The organism is Acinetobacter sp. YH12058, from assembly GCF_013419805.1.
Lineage (GTDB): Bacteria > Pseudomonadota > Gammaproteobacteria > Pseudomonadales > Moraxellaceae > Acinetobacter > Acinetobacter towneri.
This window is the reverse complement of record NZ_VOZL01000006.1, coordinates 50434-66501: the sequence shown is the minus strand read 5'-3', so window position 1 is coordinate 66501 and position 16068 is coordinate 50434. Positions and strand designations below refer to the sequence as shown.

Here is a 16068-nt window from a genome sequence, read left to right as displayed (position 1 = left end):
CTGATAACGATCTTTAGCAAAGGCAAAAAGATAAAATACAATAACCAATACCGGAATGAGAACACAGCAAGTATAGGCAATCCAAAGCCGCTTATTTATTTTAGCTTGCATACGCTTTATATACCTCTACTGCATCTTGCACATTATCGAAATATTCTGCTTTGCCATCTCGCACCAGGAAAGCGACATCACAATTGCGGGTCAAATCTTTTAAATCATGGGAAACCATAATGATATTTGAGTTTTCTTTGAGTTCGTCGAGTAAAGCCTGACTTTTTTTTCGGAAAGAAGCATCTCCTACCGCCCCGGCTTCATCGAGCAAATAATAATCAAAATTAAAGGCCATGCTTAAACCAAAACCAATCCGGCTACGCATACCACTCGAGTAACTTTTCATCGGCATATCAAAGTATTTACCAATTTCAGCAAACTCTTCAACAAAATTTACCACATGTTCAACTTCTTCATGACTATTGACATAAAGTCTGGCCACAAAACGTACATTTTGCCGAGCCGTTAAACTTCCCTGGAAGCCCCCTGATAATGCCACCGGCCAGGAGATGGTCTGGTTGGTAATTACTTTACCAGAATCGGCATAGTCAATTCCGCCAATGACACGCAGTAAGGTACTTTTACCAGCCCCGTTTTTCCCCAAAAGGGCCACACTTTTATTTGCAGGTAAAATCGCATTGAGATCTTTAAATACATAATGCCGACCTTTCGGTGTGGCATATGATTTGGTTAAATTTTTTAATTCAATCATTTTGATTTCACCATACGGCGTTCAAAGCGTGTATACAGGAGCAAGCCTATAAATAAAGAAATAATCATCCATATCATGAAGTAACTTAGACTAATTCCTGGCACTAAACTATAAGTAGGCGCAACTGCATGGCGCATTAACTCAAAGATATGAATCAATGGGTTATATAATAGATATTCGCGGTATTGTACTGGAATGATATGGATGGAATATAAAATACCAGACAGCAAATAAAGGATTAAAAAGAAAACCGAAAGAAATTTACCCACTTCTTTGGAAAAATCGCCAATCACAATAAAAATCAGGCTACACGCCAGCATAAATATAAATAAGAGCGCCCAATAGCCTAGAAGTTGCGGAATTTGTTCAAAACTGATGTGATAGCCAAACCATACAAAGGCTGCAGTAAAAGCAATATAAGCAGTAAATTTCAGCAGAAATTCGAGAACATTTCGTGCAAGCAAGGCATCAATCGGCTTTACCGGGCGATAGCTAAACAAACCTCGGTTAGATTCGGTAGCGCTAATCCCCAGTGTCACGCCTGTTCTAAACATAAAGAATGGAATAATGCCATTAATTAAAAAAACAGCATAATCTATACCCGGTAAAGTTCTTTGCATGACTGTACCAAACAGGATTACCATGATTCCAATGGTCAATAAAGGCTCTAGAAAGATCCATAAATAGCCTAGACGGTATTGACCAAAGCGGGTTTGTAATTCCCGAAGCAATAATGCACGTATCGATGCATACATCACTTGTAAACCACCACGCGCTTTCAATCGTGGGAGTTTTCTTAATGGCATCTGATGTTGTGGTTCCATTGCGATGACTTAAAAACTTATTGTATAAAATTTTCGATATCATACAGCGATCAATAAAGAGAAGAAAGCTAAACTCCTGTAAATCTGTCTGAGGCAACTTAAGTTGTATCCGGCATAATCTACAGATGCTGAAATGAATACCTTTATGATATACAGAGTTTTGCATTTCATTAAAGATATATTCAGCAAACTGACTCAAGAATTTTTTATTTACTGGTCAAAACCGCAGGATCGGTTGCGCATTTTTTACCCACTTTCTTCCAGGGATTATTTCGTTGATATTTTTTTTCCAGAAAGTCCAAACCTGACCAATATAAGGGCACTAAATTTGATCTTAAAAAGGGCAAGGAAAGAGGATCGCCCCCTAACCAGGGCACAAATGGATTTCGACGTGCATAAGCCCATAGTTCGATTCTCATCGAAGGTTTGAGACTTTTTGCTCTGGCATGAAAACCATAAGTATCCGCAATCACCAATGTATTTGCTTTCACCGCAAAAGCTTGCGGTTTCGCATAGCCCAATTCAAGCACTTCTTTTTCAGAGACCCGAAAAGAACCTCGACGCATCATGACATCAGTTTTTGCTGTGATCGACTCAGATTTCCGCTGTTCCCAAGCCAATCGTTCAGGACTTAAATGATGCGACCCTGGTACATAGACGAAAGGCCCCTCGTCTTCAGCAACATCTTCTAAAAATAACCAAGCTTTTGCACTAGAGTGAAAAGTATCGCTATGTAAATTTGTCTGAGGGTCAGTTTTGGCTTTTCTGACATGTGAAAATATCACTTGCAGATAACAGATGGGCTGCACTTTAAAACTGGCAACATAATTCAGCAGGTTTTTCCATTCATCTGAATGTAGGAATTGTTTGGTCACGGGCATATGCTTCAAGGTTTTTCCATCTAATGCCATACGGCGAGTGACCGTATCCCCTTGCAATGTTTCCCGGGTTTCCAGCGGAGTCGTCAATAATTCTTGTTTTAATTGAGCAAACTCATCTGCAGCCAAAAAGTTTTCCCTGAATATAAAGCCATTTTTTTGAAAACTTTCGACATCTGCCGGCTGAATGAACTTTGATAACTTCAATCTACGTTGTACTGCCATTTTTGCGGCAAACTGAACCCGGAAACGGTGTAAACCAAGTTGATTTAATTTGGAATTCCCTAATATAGAATTAGATTCGAAGGATTTGGACTGTGTCATCAAGGCCATACTGTCGCATATAAATTTTCCTGGAGATTGAACCAATATCTTGCCCAACTCCTGAGCTGCAGCTATTTGTTTTTGCTGATCCAGTTTTTTAATATTTTCAAAGACATTTTTTTTAAAGAAGTTCAATTGAAGTAACCCTGTTCTGTATTGGATCAATATTTGAAAAAATTATAACCAAAAACAAACTCGCTCGGTAAAACTTCTATCCAATCATTTTCTAGCTTAGCCAACCATCCTATAAAACCGTCTTTTATCAAGTTCGGTGTGTGAAATTCGAGTTTCCTTTCCCGCTCCGGGTGGATCTCCACAAGGTGCAAGGCCAAAAGCGCTCATCTATCGTGATCCTGACCCCAACGAATTCTCAACAGTTAGCTCACATCAACATGAAGCTTGGCTGATCAAATTTCCCGCTCAGCAAGAGCATCCTGAAGTTTGTGCAATTGAAGCTGTTTATGCAGAATGTTTGCGTCATTGTGATATTGACACCCCTGATACTCAATATTTTACTCTTCCGAATGGATTAACCGCATTTGCATCAAAGAGATTTGACCGCCACGATGGCATGTGTATCCCTATGCAAAGTTTAGCGGCCTTCACCGGAGCTGATTTTAAATCACCAGGGAGTTTAGACTACAGTAACTTTCTTCGCGCTGCACACTTTTGCACCAATGATGTTCGCGAAAAAGCAATTGCATTCAAGCGAGCTGTTTTCAATGTAGTCTTCAATAATCGAGATGATCATTGCAAAAACTTTTCATTTCTGATGTCCCAAAATGGGCAATGGAAACTTTCCCCTGCCTATGATGTTACTTTCTTTGAAGGGCCAGGTGGGGGTTATGTTTCGCCTTTTGAGTTTGAAGCAATGTACTATGATAAGATTAACACGTTAGGTCAGGTGACCTAACTTAAATAAAAAAGTCTCTGACAAACCCAGTACGGTTCAAAAGTGCTCTTTCAAAACTGTGAACAAAAAACCGTGTAGATGATGCTCCAGAGTATCAATCATACAAGATAAAAAAAACTCCAAAACAAAAGATAGTATTAGCTACTACTAAGTGGCTTATGTTAAACAAGATCAGCTTGCCTAGATCCTAAATATTGATGCCGCGGAGCCTGTTAATAATTTCTGTCATTGCTTCTTAATAAAAAAGCAACTAATATGCTTCTTACACCACCAAAAAGCAATAAATATGTCTACACTAAATAAGTCTTTACTACAGCAAGTCAAAAAAAGACGAACCCTATTGGGTTTAAAGCAAGTTGATATGCAATCACGTACAGGCATTTCAAGACAGCAGTACCAAAAACTGGAAAGTCAAGGCAATCCTCGATTAGATACCTTAGAAATTATTGCGGCAGGACTAAATGCTCAACTGATGCTCATCCCAGATGATAAGGTTCATTTGATTAGACAATTATTGAATGATGAAATTAAAGTCACTATTGAAGATCAAGATGACTTAATGTCTAACCCATGGAAAGGTCTTCTCGGAGGAGAGGAACCATGAATACTGTTGCCGTCCTGAAATTAACATTACATCATGTTGTCGTTGGATACTTGGCAGGATTTCAGAGCGGAAAAAATATTCTGGTTTTCACAGATTCTTTTCACTTGGATCAGCAACGTCCGACCTTGAGCTTGCTTACTTCCCCTTTATATCCTCAAGCGGATAAGATTTTAGAAAAGACCTATGTTACACATCAGCGCTTACACCCCTTGCTATCAAATCTGCTACCAGAAGGTGCATTACGCGAACTCATAGCACAAAGCCTCAAAATACATATAGACAATGAATTTCAGTTATTGGCAGCTTTAGGTCATGACTTACCTGGGGCACTGATTGCAACCCCAGTAGATCCAGAAGAAATCCCAGATGAAATAAAATTCAAATTGCAGATCTCTAATCCAGATCAGATCTTAAAGCAAGAGATCCGAACAGATAATAAGTTTTCCTTGGCCGGCGTCCAAATGAAGTTTTCCATGAAAGCCAAAGATGGGCGTTTTACACTAGTCCAGGCAACGGAATCGTCTCTACTCGGGGACTGGATTGTCAAAACTCCTTCTTCCAGACATGCTTTTGTTCCGCTAAATGAATATTCTATGATGAGCCTTGCAAAAATGGTCGGAATAGATGTCCCTGAGATTCGCTTGGTGGATATGGCACTCTTACAAGACCTTCCACCATTAAATTTACCCCAAGAGGAATATGCTTTTGCAATCAAAAGATTTGATAGACAGAATACTGCTGATACTACAGAGCTTATTCACATCGAAGACTTTGCTCAGATCTTCGGTGCATATCCACAGCAGAAATACAGCACCACAAATTATGAGCAGATAGGAAAGATCATTTATCAATTTTCAGATAACAAAATTTTTGATATTCAGCAATTTGCCAGCCGCTTACTTGTCAACATTTTGCTCGCCAATGGAGATGCACACTTAAAAAACTGGAGTATGATTTATCAGGACAAAAGAACACCAAGATTATCTCCCGCATACGATATATTGATGACTAGTGTATATGTTGAAAATGAGCGTCATTTCGCATTGAATCTTACCAAAAATAAAGATTGGTATTTAGCTGAGATGAAACACTTTGAAGAATGGGCTGAAAAAGTCGGTGTTCCATGGCGTGTTATTGAAAAACAACTTCACGCGATCATGGACAAAGCACGGTCAGTATGGCCAGTGCTATTACTAGACTTACCTATGATTCCTGCTCATAAAGAAAAATTAAGAGAACATTGGAAAAAATTGCATCCAGACTTTCAGATACTTACAGATGATTAGGGTAATCTGAAACCAAACTAAAATTTCTCAAACAAGTTCATCACGTCATTTTCCGTCAGTTTCGCTTCGCCTTCATGATCTGTACTTAGAATAGAGTGTGCCAGTTCTGCTTTATTTTGCTGTAAGGCAAGAATTTTTTCTTCTATGCTTTTATTAGTAATCAGCTTATAGACAAATACCGGCTTGTCCTGTCCAATCCGCCATGCACGATCTGAAGCTTGATCTTCAGCAGCAGGGTTCCACCATGGATCATAGTGAATGACCGTATCTGCGGCAGTTAGATTCAAACCGACCCCTCCTGCTTTCAGACTGATTAAAAATACCGGCACTTGTCCAGACTGAAACGCTGTAATGACTTCATCTCGCTTTTTGGTCTTTCCAGTCAGCTTCACATAGCCAATTTCTGCGTGATGGAACTGTTGTTCAATCAGTTCCAACATTGAGGTAAACTGAGAGAAGATAAGAATTTTTCGCCCCTCTTCCACCATTGGAACGACCATATCCATCAACTGTTCAAGTTTGGCAGAATGCGCCTGCCCAATTTTCACTGAATCCAGCTTTAGTAAGCTAGGATGGCAGCACACCTGACGTAGCTTCAGTAAGGCATCTAAAATTTGAATTTGACTACGTTTAAAGCCTTTTTCTGCCACAATTTTCTGAATGCTTGCCTGCATCGTGGCACGAACAGCCTCATATAACTTGGATTGCTGGTCATTCATATCAATATTGACTTCAATCGTGGTTTTTTCTGGCAACTCTTTGGCTACGTCAGTTTTCAAGCGACGTAAAATGAAGGGCTTAATCCGGTTGACCAACTTTTGTCTTAACTGCTCATCACCGCGCTTTTCAATCGGATGACGGTACTTTTTATTAAAAATTTCTTGTGAATATAAAAATCCTGGCATCAGGAAATAAAATAGTGCCCACAGCTCACCCAAATGATTTTCCATAGGTGTACCGGTTAGACATAGACGATGTCGCGCTGTTAATTGCCGTACTACCTGTGCAGCTTTGGCGCGCGGATTTTTGATATTCTGCGCCTCATCCAAAATGAGTTGATGATATTCATATTGCTTTAGTTGCTCTTCATCTCTCGCCAGAAGCGGATAGGTGGTTAACACAATATCATAGTGCGGAATCTGCTCAAAATACTGATGGCGATCGGGCCCCTGTAGCAGCAATACCTTGAGCTCTGGGGTAAATTTCTCCGCTTCTTTGAACCAGTTATGCATCAGCGATGTGGGTGCAACAATTAAGGCGGGACTATCCTGCAAATATCCAGCCTGCTTTTCCATGAGTAAATGGGCTAAAGTTTGTGCTGTTTTCCCCAAGCCCATATCATCTGCCAGAATCCCGCCATGCTGGGTTTCCCTTAAAAACTGTAACCAGCCTAAGCCCTGCTGCTGGTATAGACGCAACTCCCCCTGAAAACCTTGTGGTGTTGGCAGTTGTTGCTGATAGCCTTGTTTGAATTTATGTACAAATTTCTGCAGGCGATCACTGACCTGCCATGTCATCCCAAGATTATGCTGCAATTCTAATAATTGACTCGCATCATAGCGATCAATACTGCGCTCTTCTTGCTGTAAAATGCTCTGCAAATGCAATAATACCGGCTTAATATCCCTAGCGGATAGCGCCAAATCAGGTTGATCAACTGCAGTTTTCACGGTGAAAATTTGACTGTCATGCAGATGAATAAAAGTCCGCGGATCAAGTAAATCAGGATTTACTCGCACCAAAGCTACGAGCGCATCAAGTAAATTATAAGAATTGCCTGCACTGTCTTGAACCGTCGCCCCGATATTGAACCAGTCCTGCTGGCCTTCAGATTCAGTGATAGAAATATTTAAATTTTCGACATATTGCAGGTTAAAGGGGCTGTTTTCCAGATGCTCTATCTGCCAGCCCATCAACTCAATTTGATTGATGGGCATCAGCTGTTTGATCCAGTCTCCATAGAAAGCAAAAACCATAGAATCGAGACGTTGTTTATCCAGTTTTAATTGCTGGTCATAACTAAGATCTTTCACCCACTTCAGTGATTCGACCAATAGCTGTAAACGCTGGATTGACTGTTGTTCCTGAACTAAGTCCCGAAGCTGTCGCACCATTTTGTCATGCTGCTCACCAATGAAACTGTCACCTGATGTACCTGCTTTAATTCGCCCGCCTGCATAGGAGAATTCAATTTCAGCACAAACAGATTCTTCCCATTTCCAATCAAATTTATCTAAAACACCGAAGCGTAAAATTGGCTGGGGACTACCCTCAAGGACATCAATATGCTGAATAGACTCGGGCTGAGGCAGATTTTTCACGTCTGAATATTGATGAGTCAGTTTCTCAAACTCTGGCAAGAGCATAGATGGAAGATCAGGCATCTGTAAAAAATGGTACAGAAGATTTGCCGTATATTCACCATATAACTGGCCCACCGTGTTCTGTTGAATATCCACATAACACGGTGGCTGGCTAGCGAGAATTTGGATATGTGGATTTGATTTTAAATCGAGTCGAATATCACCATTGACCAATTCAATATTTAAATGCTCTGTCTGTTTGTTTACACCTTGTTGCCAGATCAGTTCGATGTGATAGCCTTGTTCTGACCATTGAAGTGCAGTATGGCTCTTTTTTTGCCAGTACACATCGCCACTTTGAATAAAAGATTTGAAATGCTCCAATAAAATTCCGGAGATATCAAGATTGCTTTGATAAAAACGTTCGTCACTGTTTATTTTGGCATAATAATAAATCTGGTTAAATAATTGTCGTTTTTGTTCAGGTAAAGTCAGATGCTTTCTGGTGATATTTTCATATTGGGTATAATAACTTTCCCCCGCAATTGAGCCGTTTTTATTGCGTCTGGCCTTCTGAACATCAACTGTCAATTTCTTTAAGCTGACAGACTGATCTAACAGGTAAATTAAATAATTGTTTGTTTTGACAGATTGCTCTGGTTCAGTCTGTTGTAAATACCGTTTAAAATCATTCAACCAGCGCTGTGCCTGATCATCCCCCCGTAGGCGTTTTGCGATTCCCTGCGGAGATTGAGAGTCAGCATAACGCTGCTGAAATTCCTGGCGATATTCCTGAAAGAATAACCGCGCTAAAGCAGCAGCATGTTTACAGTTATATCCAACCGGACAAGTGCAGTCGTCATCGATTAAACGGTCTTTTTGGGGATTATAGGTAATTGCAGTATCGTAATAATCTGTCCCTTCAATTTGGGCATACATCGTAACCCCGTCTTTTTCCTCAAAGAACTCAATCGTTTCCCTATCAATGCGTTTAGCATAGCTAAGACTGCGCTGAAGAGTTGCTGTACTAAAGCGAGATAGAAAATTGATCAATGAGGACATAATTACCAGACACTAAAAATGTTTATACAATTATAACGGACAAAGGTATCATTTCAGAATATTAGCCGAACGGCCCAACCTGAGCATAACTTGGATTCACTCAAAAGGAATATTGTAAATAAAGACTACTTTTTGCATAAACATTCAAAGCCAAACCTCAATATGTCTACATCATCACAGCATGCATTTCCCACACATATTGACTGCGCATCAATTGCTTTAATTGTTTAAGGTCTTGATATTTTTCCAGTATCTCTTGCGCTCGAGCTAATTTTTGTTGAACATGTCGATAGTCTTGCTCATATTTTCGATACAAATCCTGCACTTTAATTTTACGGTTAGAATATAAAAACTGACTCCAATTAAAAGAGTAAATAATGTCATCTACTTGCATTTGCAAAGTTTCTAACTGTTCTTCTAAAAGCAGGTTATACGCTTTTAATTGTTGATTGGCGAAAGACAAATTATGCTGCTGACCCAACTGAATTTGCAAATTTAACAATGTCAATAAATCATTGGCTTCATAAGCCTGATTGGCTTGCTGCATCAATACGGTTTTTTCTTGTTTTTTCTGCTCATCTTGCTCACGATCTGGGTGAATCCACGCTGTAATTTTTAAGTAAATCGCTTTAATGGACTGATTTGCTAGTTTCTTGGCTTCTTCACGCTGTTGCTGTTTTTTTGCTGCTTTGGCTTTTTCACGGGCAATTTGCTGTTCGGCAAAAGCTTTTTGCGCACTACTCAACTGACTTAAAAAATCCAGCTCCTCTTGTTCTTGCATTTTTTGTTCAAATTTTTTTATAAAGTCATCTAAATCTAATGGATCATGCTGAAAATCAAAAAAATCTATATCTAGGTCATATTCTTCACAAAGAAAATGCTTCAAACTTTCTAGCTTGAGCTGTGCCAAGCACTCTTGTTCAAACTCATCATGTTCAAAACTATTTTGTTCACATTGTTCAACATTTTCGTCTTCTGACTCTGTTGCTGTTTTAGCTTCAGATCTTAAATCCACATCATCTGTGTCTAGCAATTCAATATGATGCCCATAACTGTTCAGCAATTCTGTTAAAAACTGAACTTGTTCGGTAGACATCTGCTGCGAATCCAAAAGTTGTAAACTGAGTTGCTCAATTTTTTGATCCAGCTTAGTTTGCTGGGCTGCCGTCACTTTTTGTTGTTTTTGCTGAAGCAATTGTTGAATTTGCTGAAATATAACTTCACGCAATTGCGCATAAGTCGGTAAAATTTCACGGCTGGCACGTGCCTGAATATCGGCTTGTGCGGTCTGCCATTCATTCAAACGTAGCTGTTCCTGCTCAATTTTTTGGCATAGTTTCTGAAATTTTTTCTGTGGCGCAGAAAGTTTCTGCTCTGGCTCTAAAGTACTTTTCTGTAATTCCATCTTCAATCATATCGAACACATAAGTCTGAGCCGTATTTTAACCAACTTCTTACTCAAGAAAAAACACCCTTGCCCATCACCACATCTTTTCTCATCCATAGTCTTTGACCTGAAACATCTTCAAGCAATTGATCTTCCATTCTATACAGCACATTACACACAGTTCGATTATCATAGGCAGCAATACGATTTTTCCAAATATTTAGGACAATACATGAGCACATTAACCTGTTTTAAAGCCTATGACATTCGCGGAAAATTGGGCACAGAACTCAATGAAGAGATTGCCTATAAAATTGGTCGTGCTTACGGACAAATTTACCAACCTAAAACCGTTGTAATTGGCTGCGATATTCGCCTTAGCAGCGAAGGCTTAAAGCAGGCCACCATTCGTGGTTTAAATGATGCAGGGGTCAATGTGCTCGACTTGGGAATGACAGGCACAGAAGAAGTCTATTTCGCAGCCTTTCATTTAGACGTGCAAGGTGGCATTGAAGTAACTGCCAGCCATAACCCCATGGACTACAACGGCATGAAGTTGGTACGCGAAAATGCGCGCCCGATTAGTGCCGATACCGGCCTAAAAGACATTCAGGCTTTGGCAGAATCAGGCGAATTTACCCCAGTTGAGCACAAAGGTAGTACTCAAAGCTACAATATTTTGCCTGAATTTATTGAACATTTAATGACGTATATCGAGCCTAGCAAAATTCACCCAATGAAATTGGTCATGAATGCAGGCAATGGCGCTGCAGGGCATGTGGTCGATGCAATTGAGCAAAAATTCAAAGCCCTGAATATTCCTGTTGAGTTTGTCAAAATTCATAATGATGCCGATGGCACCTTCCCCAATGGTATCCCGAATCCAATTTTAGTGGAAAACCGTGATAGCACCCGCAATGCCGTATTAGAGCATCAAGCCGACATGGGCATTGCATGGGATGGTGACTTTGACCGCTGCTTCCTGTTCGATGAAAAAGGCCAATTTATTGAAGGTTATTATATTGTTGGCTTATTGGCGCAGGCATTTTTACTCAAGCAAGCAGGCGAAAAAATTGTACATGACCCGCGTTTGGTCTGGAATACCTTTGATGTAGTCGCGCAATATCAGGGTGAAGCGATTCAATCTAAATCTGGACATGCCTTTATTAAAGATGTAATGCGTGAACACAATGCCGTTTACGGCGGTGAAATGAGCGCACACCACTATTTCCGTGATTTCGCCTATTGTGACAGCGGCATGATTCCATGGCTATTGGCGGTTTCGGTATTGTCTGAAACAGGAGAATCGCTATCGAGTCTGGTCGAAGAAATGATTGCCAAATTCCCATGTTCGGGGGAAATTAACTTTAAAGTGGCCGATACTCAAGCCACCATCCAAAAAATCTTTGAGCATTATGCTAGCCAAAACCCAGCAATTGACCAAACCGATGGCGTGAGTCTAGACTTTGGTACATGGCGTTTTAATGTGCGTGCTTCAAATACCGAGCCTTTATTACGCTTAAATATTGAAAGCCGTCGTGACCACAACCCACGCCCGATGCAGGATTATGTGGATGAGTTGACGCAACTCATTCAAGCTTAATCTGAAAAATCAAAGCAATATAAAAATGGGAGTCAAAACTGACTCCCGTTTTTATGCTCTAAACCTTGTGGCTGAGTGTATAGCTAGAATCATTCATCTTGACGATAACCATTCGGATTCTGCTTTTGCCAGTTCCAACTATCGGCCAACATATCTTCTAAGCCATATTGTGGAGTCCAACCCAGTTCTTGCACGGCACGACTATTATCTGCAAAAGATATCGCCACATCACCTTCACGACGTGGTCCAAACTCAAATGGAATCTGCACACCATTGACCTGTTCAAAAGTATTCTTCACTTGCAGCACCGAAATCCCATTACCCGTACCAATATTCCAAGCACGGCAACCCTGTGCAGTCAAACGGTTATTCAAGGCACATAAATGCGCATTGGCCAAATCGACTACATGAATATAATCGCGCACGCCTGTACCATCTGGCGTAGCATAATCCTGCCCAAAAATTGACAGTTTTTCACGACGTCCCACCGCTACTTGGGTGACATAAGGCATTAAATTATTTGGAATACCTTGTGGGTCTTCGCCAATGCAGCCACTTTTATGTGCCCCCACAGGATTAAAATAACGCAATAGCGCAATCGACCAACGTGCATCGGCAAGGGCTGCTTTTTGTAAAAGCTGTTCCACAATCAGCTTGGTATAGCCATAGTTATTGCTTGGCATACCCGTTGGCATCTCTTCATTCAACGGCGAAATATTGGATTCGTCATATACTGTAGCCGATGAACTAAACACCAGTTTAAACACATGCGCGCGTTGCATCGCCTGGATCAAGCTAATTGAACCCGCAATGTTGTTGTCAAAATAGCTCAGTGGAATTTGTTGGCTTTCTCCCACTGCTTTGAGTCCTGCGAAATGAATCACTGCATCAATTTGATGTTCCGCAAACAGGGCATCCAAAGCAGCGGCATCACGAATATCGCCCTGAATAAAATACAAGGTTTTGCCAGTCAGTTGCTGCACCCGCGCCAATGACTCTGCCGAGCTATTAGATAAATTATCTAGCACCACCACGCTGTGCCCTGCATTCAGCAACTCAACACAGGTATGTGAACCGATATAGCCCGCACCGCCTGTGACTAAAATATTAGCCATCTATTTTTCCTAATAAAATTTTTAATAAACCTTGGGTCGATGCATCGAGTGCCGATAAATCCTGTTGCTGCCCATTTAAAATAGGCAAGAGCTGATTGGCAATTTCCTTGCCTTTTTCTACGCCCCATTGGTCAAAAGGATTGATATTCCACAGCACCGATTGCACAAAGACTTTATGTTCATACAAAGCAATCAACATGCCTAAGCTATACGGATTGAGTTCTTGCAATAAAATACTGCTACTTGGCTGATTACCACTGTACTGCTTATATGCCGCTAAGCCATCTAATTCCTGCTGATCTAATGCCTGATTACCAAAGGCCAAAAGCCGCGACTGTGCCAAGCAGTTGGACAAGGCCAAATGATGCTGCTCTACCAAAGCCTCAGCATTTTCCGCATAGGTAAATTGATTGGCATTATAACGCTGCACAGGGGCAATAAAATCACAGCTGACCGCATGTGTCCCTTGATGCAACAATTGATAGAACGCATGCTGTGCATTCGGCCCGACCTCACCCCAAACAATCGGGCAAGTATCGACGCTCACCGCCTCGCCATTACGCTGAATCGACTTGCCATTCGATTCCATTTCTAATTGCTGTAAATACGAAGCGAAGTATTTTAAACGTCCATCATAAGGCAAGACCGCATGAGTCTGAATATTCAGGAAATTATTATTCCACACCCCCAGCAAACCCATCAGCACTGGGATGTTCTGATCAAATGCAGCATTTTGAAAATGCTGATCAACCGCATGTGCACCTGCTAAAAACCGCTGAAAACCCGCAACGCCAATGGTCAAAGCTATCGGTAAGCCAATACACGACCATAACGAATAGCGACCACCCACCCAATCCCAAAGCAAGAGCTGATTTTCAGGACAAATGCCCCAAGCGGTCATTTTATCGGCTTTGGTGGATACCCCAATAAAGTGATGTTTCAGAATTTGCGCATGTTTACCCAAGGCTTTTTCCAGCCATTGTTTCACGGTCTGCGCATTGGATAAGGTATCAATGGTGCCAAAAGACTTGGACGAAATAATAAATAAAGTGGTTTCAGGACGCAGACGATGCAGCAATTCGGATAGCTGGCTGCCATCCATAGTTGACACAAAATGTACATTCAGTGGTTTTTCTGTCGCCACTTTAAAATCAGATAAGGCTTGGGTCACCATTAACGGGCCTAAATCTGAGCCACCCACCCCAATATTGACCACATCCTGAATCACTTCACCCGTGGCACCACGGTATTGGCCTGCATGGATTTTTTCCACCAAGGCATACATACGCTCAAGCTGGGTATGGACTTGCTCAGTCAATGCAGCGTAAGCATCGGTCTGTTCGGAAGCGCTTGCTGCTGTGCTGGTCGCAGGCAAACGCAAGGCCCAATGCATCGCATCGCGCTGTTCGGTATAGTTGATTTTCTCTGAGCCAGTTTCTGTTGAAAATAAACGTCCAATCCACTCAGCAAGCTGACTCTGCTGTGCAAACTGAACTAGGGTTTGCAACACCTTGGCATCAATCCTATGCTTGCTATAGTCAAACAGCACACTGTCCAAAGCCACCGAGAAACGCTGAAAACGCTGCGGATCTTGAGCAAACAGCTGATTTAAATGCAGTTGCTGAAACTGCTGCTGCAATTGTTGTAACTGCGGCAAGGCATTGTCATTTGGAGAAATCGAGCTTTGCGTCTGTGGCATTGTGCTACGAATCATTAGCGCCCCACTCCCATATAAGCAAAACCTTGTGCCTTCACAAATTCAGGATCATAAATATTGCGACCATCCAAAATCAGTGGATGCTGCATCTGCTGCAACAAAGTTGGATAATCCAAACTCCAATATTGTTTCCACGCGGTCAGCACACATAATGCCGATGCACCTTCTACCGCTTGATATTGTTCTGCGCATAAAATCAGATCATCACGCTGACCATACTGTGCCACAATTTCAGGCAAGGCTTGTGGGTCATGCAATTTGACCGTCACACCCTGCGCCCACAACGCAGGCAACATCACATGAATGGGAGAATGTTGCACCCGTGCGGTATTTTCTTTAAAGGCCGCGCCCCAAATCGCCACAGTTTTGCCGTTTAAATCGCCCTGATAATAATTCCAAAGCTTTCTAAACAAGAGTTCTTTTTGTTGTTCATTAATGTCCCAGACCTGCGCCAACAGCTGACTTTTCACCCCTGTGGTGGAGACGGTACTGGCCAGAGTCTGAATATCATGGCTAAAGTTTTCACCACCAAAACCGGCGCCTGGATACATATAGGACGCACCAATCCTGCTATCAGCCGCCATGCCTTGACGTACATGCTCAATATCAATCCCGAGTTTTTCTGCCACCACTGCCAAGTCATTGATATAACTGATACGGGTTGCCAACATGCCTGAAATACTCAGTTTGGTAAATTCTGCATCCAACACAGGCATAAACAGATATTGCTGCGCACGTGGGAATAAGGGGCGGAGTAATTCTTTAAGTTTGACTTGCGCACGTTCATTTTCACAACCCACCGTGAGTTGCTGTGCGCGGGTCATACTTTGAATGGCATTGCCCTCTTGAATCATGTCGGGCAAATAAATCCAGTCATCTTGTGGCAAGATTTTTTGCAGGCGCTGTGTGCCATTTAAACCCAAAGTCGAGGCATTGATCATCAGTTTAGGGTGAATGATCGGACGTTGTTGCAACTGCCGCAAAACAGTTAAGGCGTGAGCTTCTTCAGTCGGGTTCAAACTGAGTAGATACACATCCACATCTAAAGGCAATGCAGCAAAATCACAATAGTGTAAAAAGCCCTTACTGCATTGTTGTTGTAATAACAGGCTCAAGGCTTGGTCTTGAAAGCTGAGATGTTGCTGTTCGAGTGGATGGGCAGCATCCTGAAAGATATCACACCAATAGACTTGATGCCCACATTCTGCCAAGAGTGCAGACATCACGCCTGCATAGAGGGTTTTTCCGAAGACTGCGACTTTCAAAATATGTTCCTGCGTATTGGGTTA

Annotated in this window: 11 protein-coding genes and 1 pseudogene; 4 read left to right on the top strand and 8 right to left on the bottom strand. The window is 41.5% G+C overall.

Going from position 1 to position 16068, the window contains the following annotated elements; translation table 11 throughout:
• Positions 1–100: 100 nt before the first annotated feature.
• The 3 genes from FTU09_RS05750 to FTU09_RS05740 all read right to left on the bottom strand — a co-directional run bounded on the left by FTU09_RS05750 (position 101) and on the right by FTU09_RS05740 (position 2924).
• Complete coding sequence (locus FTU09_RS05750; RefSeq protein ID WP_004970263.1) at positions 101–763, bottom strand: ABC transporter ATP-binding protein; 663 nt, start codon at positions 761–763, stop codon at positions 101–103.
• Positions 760–1587: an ABC transporter permease gene (locus FTU09_RS05745; RefSeq protein ID WP_180079776.1), complete on the bottom strand. Its 828-nt coding sequence runs from the start codon at positions 1585–1587 to the stop codon at positions 760–762. The genes FTU09_RS05750 and FTU09_RS05745 overlap by 4 nt, the downstream gene beginning before the upstream one ends.
• Positions 1588–1793: 206 nt before the next feature.
• Entirely contained in the window at positions 1794–2924 is a 1131-nt protein-coding gene (locus FTU09_RS05740) for a phytanoyl-CoA dioxygenase family protein (RefSeq protein WP_180079774.1), read from the bottom strand.
• Positions 2925–3093: 169 nt separating this feature from the next.
• On the opposite strand from FTU09_RS05740, the pseudogene FTU09_RS05735 reads away from it, so the two are divergent.
• The 3 genes and pseudogenes from FTU09_RS05735 to FTU09_RS05725 all read left to right on the top strand — a co-directional run.
• Positions 3094–3702 (top strand): annotated as a pseudogene (locus tag FTU09_RS05735) (type II toxin-antitoxin system HipA family toxin); the annotation flags it as partial.
• 286 nt (positions 3703–3988) lie between these two features.
• Entirely contained in the window at positions 3989–4306 is a 318-nt protein-coding gene (locus FTU09_RS05730) for a helix-turn-helix domain-containing protein (RefSeq protein ID WP_004883943.1), read from the top strand.
• The gene (locus FTU09_RS05725) at positions 4303–5592 is read left to right on the top strand and encodes a type II toxin-antitoxin system HipA family toxin (RefSeq protein ID WP_180079772.1); all 1290 of its coding nucleotides are present in this window, start codon (positions 4303–4305) and stop codon (positions 5590–5592) included. Before FTU09_RS05730 ends, FTU09_RS05725 begins: the two co-directional genes overlap by 4 nt.
• A 17-nt stretch (positions 5593–5609) precedes the next feature.
• Here the strand turns inward: FTU09_RS05725 and FTU09_RS05720 are convergent, their stop codons facing one another.
• Positions 5610–8957 (bottom strand): DEAD/DEAH box helicase, encoded by a 3348-nt coding sequence (locus tag FTU09_RS05720; RefSeq protein ID WP_180038326.1) that lies wholly within the window; start codon positions 8955–8957, stop codon positions 5610–5612.
• Positions 8958–9123: 166 nt separating this feature from the next.
• Positions 9124–10362, bottom strand: coding sequence for a hypothetical protein (locus FTU09_RS05715; RefSeq protein ID WP_180079770.1), 1239 nt, complete (start codon positions 10360–10362; stop codon positions 9124–9126).
• A gap of 214 nt (positions 10363–10576) precedes the next feature.
• Between FTU09_RS05715 and FTU09_RS05710 the strand changes: the two genes are divergently transcribed.
• Positions 10577–11947: a phosphomannomutase CpsG gene (locus FTU09_RS05710; RefSeq protein WP_180079769.1), complete on the top strand. Its 1371-nt coding sequence runs from the start codon at positions 10577–10579 to the stop codon at positions 11945–11947.
• A gap of 89 nt (positions 11948–12036) precedes the next feature.
• Here the strand turns inward: FTU09_RS05710 and galE are convergent, their stop codons facing one another.
• From galE to FTU09_RS05695, 3 genes are read right to left on the bottom strand one after another with little or no spacing between them, the layout of a single operon-like run.
• Positions 12037–13062, bottom strand: a complete 1026-nt coding sequence (gene galE / locus FTU09_RS05705; RefSeq protein ID WP_180079767.1) for a UDP-glucose 4-epimerase GalE — start codon at positions 13060–13062, stop codon at positions 12037–12039.
• Entirely contained in the window at positions 13055–14776 is a 1722-nt protein-coding gene (pgi, locus tag FTU09_RS05700; RefSeq protein WP_373685366.1) for a glucose-6-phosphate isomerase, read from the bottom strand. The genes galE and pgi overlap by 8 nt, the downstream gene beginning before the upstream one ends.
• On the bottom strand, positions 14776–16044 hold the full coding sequence (locus FTU09_RS05695) for a nucleotide sugar dehydrogenase (protein WP_180079765.1): 1269 nt from the start codon (positions 16042–16044) through the stop codon (positions 14776–14778). Before FTU09_RS05695 ends, pgi begins: the two co-directional genes overlap by 1 nt.
• Positions 16045–16068: the final 24 nt, after the last annotated feature.